At 66.7% G+C, this 13942-nt stretch carries 12 protein-coding genes; 7 read left to right on the forward strand and 5 right to left on the reverse strand.

Going from position 1 to position 13942, the window contains the following annotated elements; genetic code table 11:
• Positions 1-16: 16 nt before the first annotated feature.
• Positions 17-1744, reverse strand: coding sequence for an IlvD/Edd family dehydratase (locus ACOEQ1_RS14585; protein WP_419759965.1), 1728 nt, complete (start codon positions 1742-1744; stop codon positions 17-19).
• A 75-nt stretch (positions 1745-1819) separates the two neighbouring features.
• Positions 1820-3061 (reverse strand): MFS transporter, encoded by a 1242-nt coding sequence (locus ACOEQ1_RS14590; RefSeq protein WP_419759966.1) that lies wholly within the window; start codon positions 3059-3061, stop codon positions 1820-1822.
• A gap of 118 nt (positions 3062-3179) precedes the next feature.
• On the opposite strand from ACOEQ1_RS14590, the gene ACOEQ1_RS14595 reads away from it, so the two are divergent.
• From ACOEQ1_RS14595 to ACOEQ1_RS14610, 4 genes are all read left to right on the forward strand, one after another.
• On the forward strand, positions 3180-3572 hold the full coding sequence (locus ACOEQ1_RS14595; RefSeq protein WP_419759967.1) for a winged helix-turn-helix domain-containing protein: 393 nt from the start codon (positions 3180-3182) through the stop codon (positions 3570-3572).
• Between the two features lie 79 nt (positions 3573-3651).
• Complete coding sequence (locus ACOEQ1_RS14600; protein ID WP_419759968.1) at positions 3652-4533, forward strand: extracellular solute-binding protein; 882 nt, start codon at positions 3652-3654, stop codon at positions 4531-4533.
• Between the two features lie 7 nt (positions 4534-4540).
• Complete coding sequence (locus ACOEQ1_RS14605) at positions 4541-6418, forward strand: ATP-binding cassette domain-containing protein (RefSeq protein WP_419759969.1); 1878 nt, start codon at positions 4541-4543, stop codon at positions 6416-6418.
• A 30-nt stretch (positions 6419-6448) separates the two neighbouring features.
• On the forward strand, positions 6449-6655 hold the full coding sequence (locus ACOEQ1_RS14610; protein WP_419759970.1) for a TOBE domain-containing protein: 207 nt from the start codon (positions 6449-6451) through the stop codon (positions 6653-6655).
• A 14-nt stretch (positions 6656-6669) separates the two neighbouring features.
• Here ACOEQ1_RS14610 and ACOEQ1_RS14615 read toward each other — a convergent pair whose 3' ends face one another.
• Positions 6670-7542 carry a manganese catalase family protein gene (locus ACOEQ1_RS14615; RefSeq protein WP_419759971.1) on the reverse strand — a complete coding sequence of 291 codons (873 nt, stop codon included), beginning with the start codon at positions 7540-7542 and terminating at the stop codon, positions 6670-6672.
• A gap of 143 nt (positions 7543-7685) precedes the next feature.
• Here ACOEQ1_RS14615 and ACOEQ1_RS14620 point away from each other — a divergent pair, with 143 nt between their 5' ends.
• Entirely contained in the window at positions 7686-8000 is a 315-nt protein-coding gene (locus tag ACOEQ1_RS14620; RefSeq protein ID WP_419759972.1) for a metal-sensitive transcriptional regulator, read from the forward strand.
• Positions 8001-8171: 171 nt separating this feature from the next.
• Here the strand turns inward: ACOEQ1_RS14620 and ACOEQ1_RS14625 are convergent, their stop codons facing one another.
• Positions 8172-9587, reverse strand: coding sequence for a porin (locus ACOEQ1_RS14625; RefSeq protein ID WP_419759973.1), 1416 nt, complete (start codon positions 9585-9587; stop codon positions 8172-8174).
• A gap of 208 nt (positions 9588-9795) precedes the next feature.
• On the opposite strand from ACOEQ1_RS14625, the gene ACOEQ1_RS14630 reads away from it, so the two are divergent.
• Complete coding sequence (locus ACOEQ1_RS14630) at positions 9796-10848, forward strand: sugar phosphate isomerase/epimerase family protein (RefSeq protein ID WP_419759974.1); 1053 nt, start codon at positions 9796-9798, stop codon at positions 10846-10848.
• Here the strand turns inward: ACOEQ1_RS14630 and ACOEQ1_RS14635 are convergent.
• Complete coding sequence (locus tag ACOEQ1_RS14635) at positions 10845-12872, reverse strand: M3 family metallopeptidase (protein ID WP_419759975.1); 2028 nt, start codon at positions 12870-12872, stop codon at positions 10845-10847. The genes ACOEQ1_RS14630 and ACOEQ1_RS14635 overlap by 4 nt on opposite strands.
• 84 nt (positions 12873-12956) lie before the next feature.
• Here ACOEQ1_RS14635 and ACOEQ1_RS14640 point away from each other — a divergent pair, with 84 nt between their 5' ends.
• The gene (locus ACOEQ1_RS14640) at positions 12957-13916 is read left to right on the forward strand and encodes an SDR family oxidoreductase (protein WP_419759976.1); all 960 of its coding nucleotides are present in this window, start codon (positions 12957-12959) and stop codon (positions 13914-13916) included.
• The last annotated feature ends 26 nt before the right edge of the window (positions 13917-13942 follow it).

A 13942-nucleotide genomic window follows, 5' to 3' on the forward strand; every position in this document is an offset into this window, starting at 1 on the left:
GACCCCGCGCGCCCTATCAATGGTTATCTCGCGGCACGGCGGCTCCGCTGCGGCCGACGAGGAAATCCAGATCGGCGCCCTCGTTGGCCTGCAGCACGTGCTCGATATAGAGCTTCGTGTAGCCGCGGGTGGCGGCGGGCGAGGGTGGCACCCATTCGCCGCGACGCACCTCCAGCTCCTCGTCCGAGACATGCAGGTGCAGCCTGCCGGCCGCCACATCCAGCGTGATGAGATCGCCGTTCCGCACCAGCGCGAGCGGCCCGCCGGCGGCGGCTTCGGGCGCCACATGCAGCACCACGGTGCCATAGGCGGTGCCGGACATGCGGGCGTCCGAGATGCGGATCATATCGCGCACGCCCTCGCGCAGCAGCTTCTGCGGCAGCGGCATGTTCCCGACCTCGGCCATTCCGGGATAGCCCTTCGGCCCGCAATACTTCAGCACCATCACGCAGCTCGCGTCGATGTCCAGGCTGTCGTCGTCGACCGCGTGGTGCAAGTCCTCGACAGATTCGAAGACCACCGCGCGCCCGGTATGGTTCATGAGTTCCGGCGAGGCGGCGGAGGGCTTTATCACCGCGCCGTCGGGGGCGAGGTTGCCGCGCAGGATGGCGATGCCGGCGTCGGGCTTGAACGGCGCCTCGAAGGAGGTGATGACCTCCTTGTTCCAGCAGGGCGCCGTCTTCACGTTCTCGCCCATGCTGCGGCCGTTCGCGGTCAGCGCGTCCTCGTGGAGCAGCCCCTGCTCGACGAGCGTGCGCAGCACCACGGGCAACCCGCCCGCATAGTAGAAGTCCTCCATCAGGAAGCGGCCCGAGGGCATCAGGTCGACCAGGCAATGCACGCCGCGCCCGAGGCGGTCGAAGTCGTCGAGGGTCAGATCGACGCCGACCCGCCGCGCGATCGCCAGCAGATGAACGACGGCGTTGGTCGAGCCGCCGATGGCCGCCAGCGTGCGGATGGCGTTCTCGAACGCCTCGCGGGTAAGGATTTTGGAGAGGATCAGGTCCTCATTCACCATCTCGACGATCCGCCGCCCCGAGAAGCGGGCCAGCTCGTTGCGCCGCGCATCGACGGCGGGGATTGCGGCGTTGCCGGGGAGCGACACGCCCAGCGCCTCCACCATCGACGCCATCGTCGAGGCCGTGCCCATCGTCATGCAGTGCCCGTGGGAGCGGTTCATGCCCGCCTCGGCCTCGTGGAACTCCTCGAGCGTGATCTCGCCCGCGCGCAGCTGCTCGCTCATGGAGATGATGTTGGTGCCCGAGCCGATCATCCGCCCCTGATAGACGCCGCGCAGCTGCGGACCGCCCGAGACGCCGATGGTCGGCAGGTCGGCGCTCGCCGCGCCCATCAGCAGCGCGGGCGTCGTCTTGTCGCAGCCCATGAGCAGCACGACGCCGTCCAGCGGATGCGCCCGCACCGCTTCCTCGACATCCATCGACGCGAGGTTTCGATAGAGCATGGCGGTCGGCCGCATCGTCACCTCGCCGAGCGAGGAGACCGGGAACTCAAGCGGGAATCCGCCCGCATCGAGCACGCCGTAACGGACATGCTCGGCGATGGTGCGGAAGTGGGAGTTGCAGGGGTTGAGTTCGGACCAGGTGTTGCAGATGCCGATGACGGGCCTGCCCTCGAACTGGTCCTGCGGGAAGCCGCGGTTCTTGAGGAAGGAGCGGTAGTAGAACCCCATCTTGTCCTGCCGGCCAAACCAGGCCTGGCTACGCAGGGGCTTTTTGGTCGTCATGGGCGTTCGTTTCCGTCTTCTTGGTGTAGAATGGTCAGACCATAAGGCCTCGCCTTGCCCTTAGCTACCGGGGGTTCAGCGTTTTGAAGCCGAGAGTGCCGCGTCCTCTGCGGGCGCGGGCGGGAACGGCATGCCAACGTCGCGGGTTTCCTCCAGCCACAGGGCCAGCCCGGCGGCGGCGACGGCCGGCACAGCCAGCGCCAGAAATGCCTCGTTCCAGTTGAGCAGGCTGACCAGCGTGCCGCCGACCAGGCCGGACAGTGCGCCGCCAAGCCCCTGCAACGAGTTGAGCGCCCCGAGCGCCGTCTGGGTGCGGCCGCTGCCCCAGGTGAGATCCGCGACCACCAGCGGCACAGCCACGCCGATCAGCCCGGAGGAGACGCCGTCCAGCACCTCCGCCGCGATCAGCCCCCACGGATCGGTCACCATGGCGCAGAACAGCGCCCGCAGCGGCAATGCGAGGCAGGCGATGAGTAGCAGGCGGCGCCGCCCGGCCTGATCAGCGCGCGACCCGGCCCACAGCGCGACCGGAATCATCGTGAGCTGAGCCACGATCACGTAGACGGCGATCCAGCCGGTGGCGTTGTGGCCGGTCGCGACCAGCCTTTGCCCGACCAGAGACAGCATGTAGCCGTTGGCGAGGTTGAACAGCGCGAGCGCCGCCGCGAGCAGGAGCAACCGGGGATTGCTCAGCACCTCGCGCATCGTCGAGCGGTGCTCGATGTGGTCGGGCTCGCTTTCCGCCCAGCCATGGGCGCGCCGTCCATTGAAGGCGCGCAGCGGCGTGATGATGACCGCGACGATGGCGGCGAAGGCCATCGAGCCGAAGACCAGGAACGGCGCGCCCAGCCCCAGCAGCGGGCCGCCGAGCCCGATGAGAGAGGCGGCGAAAACGATGCCGGCATGGTTGAACGCCTGGTTGCGGCCTTGCTGATGCGGAAACCGCCGTTTGCCGACGATCCCGAGCGTGAGCAGCGTCAGGGCCGGCAGCAGCAACGCTCCGCCGGCGCCCGTCATGAACTGCGACACGAGCACCCAGACCATCGTGTGGGCGGGCAGGATGAGCAGCGTGCCCGCCAGGATGGCGCCGCAGGCGAGGCTCAGCTGAAGCCGGGGATAGCTCGTGTGGTCGACGAGCGCACCGGCCGGCCCGTTCAGCATGAGGGCGAAAAGTCCGATCACGGTTGTGACCGATCCGACGCGGGCGGCGCTCCAGTGCCCGTTGGCGGCAAGCCAAGTTCCCAGGAAAGGCCCGAGGCCTCCTTGAATGTCGCCGGTGAAGAAGTTGATCAGCGCAAGATGGGCTGCAGGGGACATGAGGTAATTTGCACTTCCTCAGGCGGCGCGGCAGACTCGCTTAAAGATGGAGCCGCGGCGGTTAGTATGAAGAGGTCTGTCGGCCGGGGCCACCCCCGACGCCTGGGGGCTACTCCTTATGCCGTATCTGAGCCTGCGCATCTATCTTGATCCAGAGGGCCGGATCGGCCCGGGCAAGATCGAACTGCTCGAAAAGATCGCGAGCCTCGGCTCCATTGCGGCGGCCGGGCGCGACATGGGCATGTCCTACCGTCGCGCCTGGGAACTGGTCGAGGAAACCAACCGCATCTTCGGCAAGCCCGTCGCAGCCCGCCAGATCGGCGGCAGGCATGGTGGCGGGGCGACGCTCACGCCGCTCGGCCTCACCCTCGTTGCCCGCTTCCGCGCCATAGAGGCCGCCATCGCGCAGGTAACGCGTGAGGACCTCGCCGCGCTCCAGCAGGAGGTGGATCGGCCGGAAAGCCCAGCCGAAGGCACGGCGGGGGGGACATCGTCATCGCCCACCCCCTAGTGATGGTGGGTCCACGTCGCTATATTGGATTGGGAATAACGAACATTACCGACGGGTAATGTTCAGCGGGGAGATTGCGATGCTGCGACGTGATGTTCTGGTGGCGAGCCTGTCGCTGTCTCTGATGCCTGCCCTGGCCTCCGCTCAAACGACAGGAGCCGGAACGGTGAACGTCCTTTACGCCGGGTCGCTCGTGAACCTGATGGAGCATGGCGTCGGGCCTGCCTTCGACCGCGCCGACGGCGGCAGTTTCCGCGGCTACGCCGGCGGGTCCAACAAGCTCGCCAACGAGATCAAGGGCAAACTCTTGCAAGGCGACATCTTCATCAGCGCCAACCCCAAGGTGAATTTTGGCCTGATGGGCGCCACAAACGGCGGCTGGGTGGACTGGTATGTGACCTTCGCGCAGTCTCCCCTCGTCATCGGCTACAATCCGTCGAGCCGATACGCCGCCGACCTCAAGAGCAAGCCATGGTATGAGGTGCTGCAGGAACCCGGTATCCGCATCGGCCGCACAGATCCCAAGCTCGACCCCAAGGGCAAGCTGACCCTCGAACTCCTGAAGAAGGCTTCTGCCTTCTATAAAATCCCCGGCCTTTCGGAGAAGGTTCTGGGCGCGCCGGAGAACTCCGCCCAGGTTCTGCCGGAGGAAGACCTCGTTGGCCGTCTGCAGTCGGGCCAGATCGACGTGGGCTTTTTCTACTCCACGGAGACGACCGACCTGAAAATCCCCGCCCTCACCCTGCCGCCCGAAACCGCCCTCAGCGCGCACTACACCGCCACGATCCTGAGCGGCGCACCGCATGCGGCGGCTGCGTCCAGCTTACTGAGCTTCCTCCTTGGCCCGGACGGCACCGCGATGATGCGCGCGCATGGCCTCGGAATCGTGGCGCCCAAGCTCAGCGGCGACACGTCAAAAGTTCCGCCCGCCATCCTCGCGCTGACGAAACCGGCGGATTAGGCTCATCATGCGGCGGCCTTCCTGGGGCCTGCTGCCCTGGCTCGGCGGCCTTCTCGCCCTTTACCTCATCGCTCCGTTCGCGGCGGGCATCGCCATGACAGGCACCGCGGATTGGCGGGGCGCCGACTGGCCGGGTCTCGCCAGCGCCACCCTCGTCTCGCTGGCAAGCGCCTCCGCCGCTACGCTCCTGGTCGCGATCGGCGGCATTCCGCTCGGCTACCTCCTCGCCCGGCGGCCAGGCCGCGGGATGGCGCTGCTCGGCTTCATCGTGCAACTTCCGTTGGCGCTGCCGCCCCTGGCGAGCGGCATCCTGCTGCTCTTCCTGCTCGGCTACGCCAGTCCACTCGGCGCCCTGACCCATGGCGCGCTGACCGACAGCTTCCCCGGCATCGTGCTGGCCGAAGCCTTCGTCGCCGCCCCCTTCCTCATCATCGCCGCGCGTTCGGCCTTCGCGTCGGTCGATCCGGTGCTGGAGGATGTCGCGGCGACGCTCGGTCACAGTCCGGCCAGTGTCTTTCTGAGGGCGAGCCTGCCCATTGGCGGACGCGCCATCCTCGCCGGGATGCTGCTGTGCTGGCTGCGGGCCTTCGGCGAGTTCGGCGCGACGGTGCTCGTCGCCTATCACCCCTATTCCCTGCCCGTTTACACCTACGTCGCCTTCGGAAGCGAAGGGCTGCCGGCGATGATCCCGGTGCTGGCGCCGACGCTCGCCGCCGCCCTCGCGGTCATGCTGCTGGCATGGCGTCTCGCCTCCGGCCGCCAGACGCGCCCCGCCGTCGCGACGGCGCTGGAAGCGGAAACGGTTGCGCTGGAAGCCGCGCCCCACCTGCCCGCCGCGCCGGCCGCCATGACGCCCACGTTTGGCTTTGCCTTCCGCCGCGACCTCGACGGCTTCACGCTCGACGTGGAGAGCCGCGTCGCCGCACGGCGGATCGCGCTGCTGGGCGCCTCGGGCTCCGGCAAGTCCCTGACGCTACGTGCGATCGCCGGGCTGGATCGAGCGGCCGGCGACCGGCTGCATCTCGACGGGCGGGACCTCTCCGCCGTACCGCCCGAAGGGCGCGGCATCGCCTATGTGCCGCAGAGCTATGGCCTCTTTCCGCACCTGACGGTCGAGCGCCAGCTACGCTTCGGGATCGACCACGACCCGGCGCAGGCGGCGTTCTGGTTCCGGCGCCTCGGCCTTGGCGGGCTTGAGGCGCGTATGCCCGGCGAACTCTCGCTGGGCCAGCAGCAGCGCGTCGCCATCGCCCGCGCGTTCAGCCGGCCGGCTGGCCTGCTGCTGCTCGACGAACCGTTCGGCGCGCTGGACACGCCGCTCCGCGCGCAACTGCGGCAGGAGCTCCGGGCGTTGCAGGACGAGGTGACGACGACGACGATCCTCGTCACCCATGATCCCGAGGAGGCTTTCCTCCTCGCCGACGAGCTTATCCTGCTGGGAGCGGGCTCGGTGCTGCAGGCGGGGCCGATGAATGCCGTCTTCGCCCGCCCGGCGAATGCGACGGTGGCGCGGCTGCTGGGCGCCGAAACCGTCGCCGCCGGCATCGCGATCGCTGAGGACGAGATCGAGATCCCCGGCGGCCTCCGCCTCGCCGTCTCAGGGCCGCCGCTGCTGCCAGGATCGCGCATCGGCTGGTCCGTGAGGCCGGACCGGCTGCGGATCGTCGGCGCCGGCGGCTATCCCTGCACGATTACGACCGTTCATCCGGCCATCGCAGGACGGCAGGAGGTGCGGGTGAGGCTGGCCGATGTGCCGCTCCGGCTGATGCAGGATGCGGAGGCAATGCCGCGGCCGGGGCCGGCGCTGCTCGCCGTTCCGCCATCGGCAATCCAGGTCTGGGCCGCGGCATGCTCTGACCTGGGCGAGCCTCCCATCAGGCTCTAGGCTGACGCGCCGAACAAAGAAGGTCCTGTCATGAAACTCAGCGCCCGCAACCAGATCAAAGGCCGGGTCATCGCGGTCCAGAAGGGGCAGACGACCGGCCACGTGCGGATCGACATCGGCCACGGCATCGTCATCACCTCGTCGATCACCAACGAGGCGATCGACGATCTCGACCTCAAGGTGGGTGACGAAGCCATGGCCGTCATCAAGGCGTCCGACGTGATGGTGGCGAAGTAGCCACCCTCAACGCCTCAGCCAGGCGTCTTGGCGCCGGAGGCCATCTGCTCGGTCTGCGCCGCGCTGTCCGGGCGTGCCGGGCCGAGCACGGGCTCCTCGCCCATCGGCCGGTTCGGGAAGATGCTGAACTGGCCATGGCCATCGAGCGAAGGTCCGCTGTTCCATGCCGCCGGCAGCGGGGTTTCGCCATCCGCCGCGGTCGCGAAGAAGGCGTAGCTGTAGTCCTGCGTCTCCTCGCTCTGCGGGAAGCTGTTCGGGATAGGCAGGGCCGTCGAGCCGCCGAGTTCCTCGACCACCGCGAGCCACTGTTGCTGATGCATCGTGTCGCGGGCGATGAGGAACGAAAGCATCTTCTTCATGCCCGCATCCGTCGTCGCGTTGAAAAGCCGCACCGCAAGAACGCGGCCGGTCGATTCAGCGGCGACGTTGCAATACATGTCGGCCGCAAGATTGCCGCTCGCGTAGATATGCGACATGTCGAAGGGCACACCGTCGGCATTGGCCGGGTAGGCTGCCATGCCGGTCGATAGAATGTGCCGCTGCAGCATCCCTTCCACCGCGTGGCGTGGCCGCTCGCCGCCCATGATGGCGCCGACGACGCCCACGGCTCCTGCCGCCTGCGCCCCGGCGGGTGCCGCCTCGAGGTTCAGCGCGACCGCGGTTGCCAGCATCTCGATATGGCCGAGTTCCTCCGTCGCCGTGTGGAGCAGCATGTCCCGGTACTTGGTGCTGGGCCCACGCGCACCCCAGGCCTGGAAGAAATACTGCATGCAGACGCGGATTTCGCCTTCGATGCCGCCGATCGCCTGCTGCAGCTGGCGCGCGAACAGCGGGTCAGGGGTCTCGACGGTGACCGGCCACTGCATCTTTTTGTCATGATAATACATCGCGAACTCCTATGCGGGTGAAGCGCCCATCGCCTTGCCTCCGTCCGTCGTAGAGAGAGCGACAAAGGCGCATGTGCGCGCCGCCGTTAAAGAAGAATACTCCCTGGGAGTATAATCACGAGAACAGGATTAAGGGTCACGAGATGGAGTACGAGTTCCGCGATGACAGGCTTTATCTGCATCGCACTGCCGAGCAGAAGGCGCCGCTGCTCAACCGCCTGAACCGGATCGAGGGTCAGGTCCGGGGCCTCCGGCAGATGATCGAGGATGACCGCTACTGCATGGACGAGGTTCAGCAGGCGAACGCGGTTGCTTCGGCAATCCGGGAAGTGACCTTGCTGGTCATCGCGGATCACCTCGCGGCAGGCGTCGACTTCGTGGTGAAGGACGGTGACAGCGGGGCGGCGATCCGGGACATGATGCAGGTCCTGCGCGCCGCTCTGCGGCAGCAACCTTGACGTGGCGCTTGGACCAGCGAGTGGTTGCGGCGGCTCGGCGGCAGCAGGGCCACGCCTGCGATGGCGGAGGGCGGCCGCCCGGACTTCGAAGGCTACGTTGTGGAAGCAACAAACGGCGCGGTCTGGATCGACCGCGCCATCGACGTTGACTGATGCCGCGTGCTTAGGCGACTACCACTGGATCTGCGTGCCGACGCCGAATAGCTGGGACTGCACGTAGTTGTTGGCGGTGCCGGCATTGCCGGTTTCAAAGTCGTAGCCGCCCTGCTGTCGAAGACCATACAGATAGTCGACGAACATGCTGACGCCGGGAACCAGCGTATAGGTTGCGCCCGCGGCCACGCCGTCGTTCTGCTGTTGTCCCGTCGTGAGCCCGGCGGGCGTGATGACGGCGCCGCTGCCGGTGTCGATGCCACCCGGCAGATCGCCGGTTTCGGTCGTCCGGAAGAAGCTGCCACCGACGACCAACGGCCCGATCGTGTATTGCGCGCCCGCCATCCAGGCGATCGCGTTCGAGCCGCCGTCGGGTGCAAGTCCAAGTGTGTCGCCATCACCTAGGTTATAGGCGCCGTAGTAGGAACTGCCGCCGAAGGTGAGGCCCGCGATGGTGACCGTGACGCCACCGCTCAGAATGTTCAGGTTACGGTAGTGGTCGGGTGTCGTCGTGGTTTCAGGACCATTGTAGGCAACCTGACCGCCAGTTCTGTCGTCGACCTCCACTTGCAGACCGAACGGGCCGAAGGCTTTCGTGTACTGGCCGCCGATATCGACGATGTTGCGGGGCTGCCCGCCGATGATCGGGGTCGTGACGGAGGTCGGCGCATCGCTATAGTTTTCGGCCGTCTGGTTTGGGGTGAAAGCCGCGGCAACCTGTAGCCCCAATAATTTCGGAGAGAGATAAACGATCTTGTCCGTCGCCTGGTCATTTCCCCCGGTGTCCGGAAAGGGATACAGTGGATTGGCGGCGGTCGGGATCATGCCTTCGATGTCGCCGTTCCAGCCGCCGTCGTTGAAGCCTTCGAACGTGCCGGTCTCGAAGACGGTTGTCGGGCCATTTTGTTGGCCGAAACTGATCTGGCCGAACTTCGGCAGACCGAAATAGCCGTATGCCTGGAAAACGTAGAGGCTCTCGTTACTTGCGTTTTCACCGCCATTGATGCGGATTTCTGACGCAGCGCCATAATGGAGACCATTGGCGGCAACGCCATCGAACCCCGGATAGAGGCGCAGATAGCCAAGGAAGTTCGTCGTGCTGGTCTTCTCGCCTGTCGCGCTGTCGTCGTCGAGCGAGGATGCCTCAACTCCCGCATACCAGTTCACGCGGCCATTCAAGCGCACAGTGACTGAACCTGGGGATGCTGAGGGTGCCGTCTGCGCCATCGCGGGCTTGCCGATGCCAATGCATCCCGCGCCCGCCAGGAGAGCGACACCGCCCAAAAGCCAATTTCGCATTCTAGTCTCCCTGCCGGCAACTTTTTGGTTTGATACCGTTGCCGCCATCTTGTCGTATGAAATTCCGGGACCGTTGAACCGTCGTCTTGTACGCGCATCCGGCATGACGTCAACGTGAAGAACATCGAGTGCCATACACTAAGCGATTACCTGACGTTTGTTGTATTAACGATTCTATTAGAGGATTGGTAACAGGAACGAAGCGCCTGGCTTTTTCTTTCAACCGGGCGGCATCCTTCAAGACAGGCCACGCATCCGCTTTCAACACGCAAAGACTTTCATCTGCACGGCGTTGGTGGCATGGCTATAGTCAGTCGAGGAACCAAGAAGAAGAGGACCGATCATGCGCACCATCCGAGGCCCTGCGATCTTTCTCGCCCAGTTCGCGGCCGACACGGCTCCGTACAATAATCTGTCCGAAATCGCCCGATGGGCCGCCGGCCACGGCTACGAGGGCGTGCAAATCCCGTCATGGGATGCTCGCCTGTTCGACCTCGCCCGTGCCGCCGAAAGCCAGACCTATTGCGACGAGGTGCTCGGCACGCTCCGCGACGCGGGCGTCACGCTCACGGAGCTTTCGACCCACCTGCAGGGCCAGCTCGTGGCCGTACACCCCGCCTATGATCTCGCATTTGACGGCTTTGCGCCCGCCTCCGTGCGGGGCAACCCGGCGGCGCGGCAGAGCTGGGCGGTCGAGCAGCTCATGCTCGCGGCGAAAGCCTCACGCAACCTCGGCCTCACTGCCCACGCGACCTTCTCGGGGGCGCTCGCCTGGCCGTTCCTATACCCCTGGCCGCAGCGCCCGGCGGGGCTGATCGAAACGGCCTTCGACGAGTTGGCGCGCCGCTGGCGCCCGATCCTCGATGCCTTCGACGATGCCGGCGTCGATCTCTGCTACGAAATCCACCCCGGCGAGGATCTTCATGACGGCGTGACATACGAGATGTTCCTGGAGCGTGTCGGCAACCACGCTCGCGCCAACCTGCTCTATGATCCCAGCCACTTCGTGCTGCAGCAGCTCGATTATCTCGACTACATCGATATCTATCACCAGCGCATCCGCATGTTCCACGCCAAGGACGCGGAGTTCAACCCGACGGGGCGGCAGGGCGTCTATTCCGGCTTCCAACCCTGGGCGCAGCGCGCGGGCCGCTTCCGCTCGCTGGGCGATGGTCAAGTGGACTTTGCGGCGGTCTTCTCCAAACTCTCGCAATACGGTTTCGATGGCTGGGCGGTTCTGGAGTGGGAGTGCTGCATCAAGGACAGCGAACAGGGCGCCGCCGAGGGCGCACCGTTCATCGCCAACCACATCATTCAGGTCGCGTCCCGTGCCTTCGACGATTTCGCGTCGAGCGGCGTTGACCTTGCCACCAACCGCAAGCTGCTGGGGATCTAGGCCGGCACCAGATCGCGGCTGCGCAGCAGCGCGGCCGTGCTCGGCGGACGGCCACGGAACGCCACATACAACGCCATCGGGTCGCGGGTATCGCCCGCGCTCAGGAGCACGCGCAGCCGTGCCGCCGTCGTCGCGTCGAACGGGTTGCCGGCCTCCTTGAAGGCCTCGAAGCCATCGGCGTCGAGCACCTCGGACCACATGTACGAGTAGTATCCGGCCGCGTATCCACCGCCCGCAAACAGGTGCTGGAAGTGCGCCGGACGATGCCGGATGCCGATCTCCGCCGGCATTCCGATGCCCTCCAGAAACGATCGCTCGAACGCCTCCACCGCAATCGTCTGCGGCGCCGGGTGGCTGTGCAGCGCCATGTCGATGAGCGCCGCCGCCGTGTATTCCACGGTGCCGAAGCCTTGGTTGAACCCCTGAGCCGCCAGTAGCCGCTCGATCAGCGCATCCGGCAGCGGGGCGTCGGTCTCGACATGACGGGCATAGGCGCGCAGCGTCTCCGGCAGCGCGATCCAGTGCTCGTAAATCTGCGACGGCAACTCCACGAAGTCGCGCCGGACCGACGTGCCCGATTGCCCCGGATACCGCACCCGGCTGAGCAGCCCGTGCAGCGCGTGGCCGAACTCATGGAACAGCGTCTCGGCGTCGTCGAAGCTCAGCAGCGTCGGCTCAGCCTTCGCGAAGTTGTTGTTGTTGACAATGATGGGCGATACCGGCGCGTCCATCGCCTCCTGATCGCGGAAGCTGCTCATCCACGCGCCCGACCGCTTGTCCGGCCGTCCATAGTGGTCGGCGATGAAGACGCCGACATGGCCCTCGGCGTCCCGCACCTCATAGACCCGGACATCCGGGTGATAGACCGGCACGTCCGGCTGCGCGGTGAAGGTCAGCCCGAACAGCCGCGTCGCCGTGTCGAACACCGCGCGCTGCAGGTTCTCCAGCAAGAAATACGGCTTGAGTTCGGTCTCATCGAGGTCGTAATCCGCCCGCCGCACCCGCTCGGCGTAGTAGCGCCAGTCCCAGGCGGCGAGTTCGCCGTTGAAGCCCTCGGTTTTCGCGATGGCCAGCAGACGGTCCCGCTCCACCGCCGCCTTCTGCTTCGCAGGCTCCCAGACCTCGGCCAGCAGCGCCTCGGCGGCGTCCGGCGTTCCGGCCATGGAATCCGCCAGCCGGAAGGCGGCGAAACTCGGGTAGCCGAGCAGCTTCGCCCGCTCCGCCCGCAGCGCCAGTATTTCGGGGATCAGCGCCCGGTTGTCGTGCGGCCCGTCATGCGTGCCCCGCGCGATCCAGGCCTGATACGCCGCCTGCCGCAGATCCCGCCGAGCCGAGAAGGTCAGGAACGGCTCGATGAGCGACCGCGACAGGGTGATGACGTGGCCATCCAGCCCTCGCTCCGCCGCCGCCTGCGCCGCCCCCGCGAGGACGAAACCGGGCAGCCCGTCCAGATCGCCCTCGCCCAGCGGCAGCGCCCAGTCCTTCTCGTCGTGCAGCACGTTCTGCCCGAAGGCCGTATGCAGCACCGCCAGACGCTCGGAGATTTCCGTCATCCGCGCCTTCTCGGCCTCGCCCAGCGCCGCCCCGCTACGCACCAGGTTGAGGTGCATCCGCTCGAGCAACCGACGCTGGTCCTCGGCAAGCTCCAACTCCTTGCGGCGATCATGCAGGGCGTCGATGCGCCGGAACAGCGCCGGGTCGAGCGACACCCGCATCCCATGCTGCGCGAGCTTCGGCGACATCTCGGTATCGACCGCCTCCAGCGCCGGCCCGCCGAGGCTGCTCACGAGGTTATGGAACACGGCGCCGACCCGCTCCAGGCTCCGCCCGCTGCGCTCCAGCGCCTCCACCGTGTTGACAAAGCTCGGCGCCTCGGGGTTCGCGCCGATGGCCGTGATTTCGGCGAGGTGTTCCGCCATGGCCTGCTCGAACGCCGGCACGAAATGCCCGGGCCGGATGAGGTCGAAGGGCGGCACCCCGAAAGGCGTGGTCCATGTGGCGAGCAACGGGTTGTCCTGGGTCATGGAGCTATCCCGTCAGAACCCGGCGCGGGGGTCAAGCCAGCCTCATCGTCCCCATATCCCGGGCGCAGCACAGGATGCATCCGCATGGCACAGTGGACCACGGCCGATATTCCCGATCAGACCGGCCGCTCGGCAGTCGTCACCGGCGCGGGCGGGTTGGGTTATGAGACGGCGCTGGCCCTGGCGCGTGCTAACGCCGAGGTCATCCTCGCCGGGCGCAGCGCGGAAAAGGGCGCGGCCTCCGTTGACCGCATCAAGGCGCAGGTGCCGCAGGCCAATATCCGCTTCGAGGACCTGGATCTCGCCAGCCTCGCATCGGTCGCGGCCTTCGCCAACAGGATGGCGGCGCAGCACGGCACCCTCGATCTGCTCGTGAACAATGCCGGCGTGATGGCGCCGCCGCACCGCCAAGCCACGACGGACGGGTTCGAGTTGCAGTTCGGCACCAACTACCTCGGCCACTTTGCCCTGACCGCCCATCTGCTGCCGCTGCTGAGAGCCGCGCGTGCGCCGCGTGTCGTCGAGGTGAGCAGCATCGCCCATCGCCGCGCCACGATCGGGTTGAAGGATTTGCAGGGCGAACGCAGCTACAGCCCCTGGCGTTCCTACGGCCAGTCCAAGCTCGCCATGCTGATGTTCGCGATCGAGTTGCAGCGCCGGAGCGATGCTGGAGGCTGGGGCCTGATGAGCCTCGCCGCCCACCCCGGTATCGCGCGCACGGAGTTGTTCACCAACGGCCCCGGTAGCGCCAGGATCCAGAAGCTGATGATCGGGCTCGTGATGCCATTCGTCAGCCAGTCCGCCGCGGCCGGTGCGCTGCCGCTCCTTTTCGCCGCCACGGCGCCTGGCGCGATCGCGGGTGCCTACTATGGACCAAGCGGCCTGCGGGAGATGAAGGGCGCGGTCGGACCCGCGCGCATCATGCCCCAGGCTTGGGATACGGAGACGGCCGCTCGGCTGTGGCAGGTTTCGGAGGCGCTCACCGGCGTGACGTTCGGCGCCGAAGCTGCCGTCCCGTTGACAAGCGCGGCAACGCCAAGCTAGCTCCGGAACCACCTTTGCAAGTCGCT

Source organism: Acidisoma sp., from assembly GCF_965199065.1.
Lineage (GTDB): Bacteria > Pseudomonadota > Alphaproteobacteria > Acetobacterales > Acetobacteraceae > Acidisoma.